Source organism: Pseudomonas sp. SIMBA_068, from assembly GCF_046534705.1.
GTDB lineage: Bacteria > Pseudomonadota > Gammaproteobacteria > Pseudomonadales > Pseudomonadaceae > Aquipseudomonas > Aquipseudomonas putida.
This window is the reverse complement of sequence record NZ_JAWRYI010001217.1, coordinates 1-249: the sequence shown is the minus strand read 5'-3', so window position 1 is coordinate 249 and position 249 is coordinate 1. Positions and strand designations below refer to the sequence as shown.

2 protein-coding genes are annotated in these 249 nt (G+C 57.0%); both read left to right on the top strand.

What is annotated here, in order from left to right:
* Positions 1–154: carbon-phosphorus lyase complex subunit PhnI (locus SB756_RS33410; protein WP_410913676.1), on the top strand; the 154-nt coding region annotated here is incomplete at its 5' end.
* Positions 147–249, top strand: a 103-nt coding sequence (locus tag SB756_RS33405; RefSeq protein WP_410913675.1) for an alpha-D-ribose 1-methylphosphonate 5-phosphate C-P-lyase PhnJ, incomplete at its 3' end; no start/stop codon positions are given. The genes SB756_RS33410 and SB756_RS33405, both read left to right, overlap by 8 nt.

Genomic DNA, 249 nt, shown 5'->3' with positions numbered 1-249 from the left:
AGGCCCGGCGCAGGATGAAGAGTTTGTGCTGGCACATGCCGACAACGTCGAAGCCGCAGGCTTTGTCTCGCACCTCAAACTCCCCCACTACGTCGATTTCCAGGCCGAACTGGAGCTACTCAAACGTCTGCAACAGGAGAAGAACCATGGCTAATCTGAGCGGCTACAACTTTGCCTACCTCGACGAGCAGACCAAACGCATGATCCGCCGCGCCATCTTAAAAGCGGTGGCGATCCCCGGTTATCAGG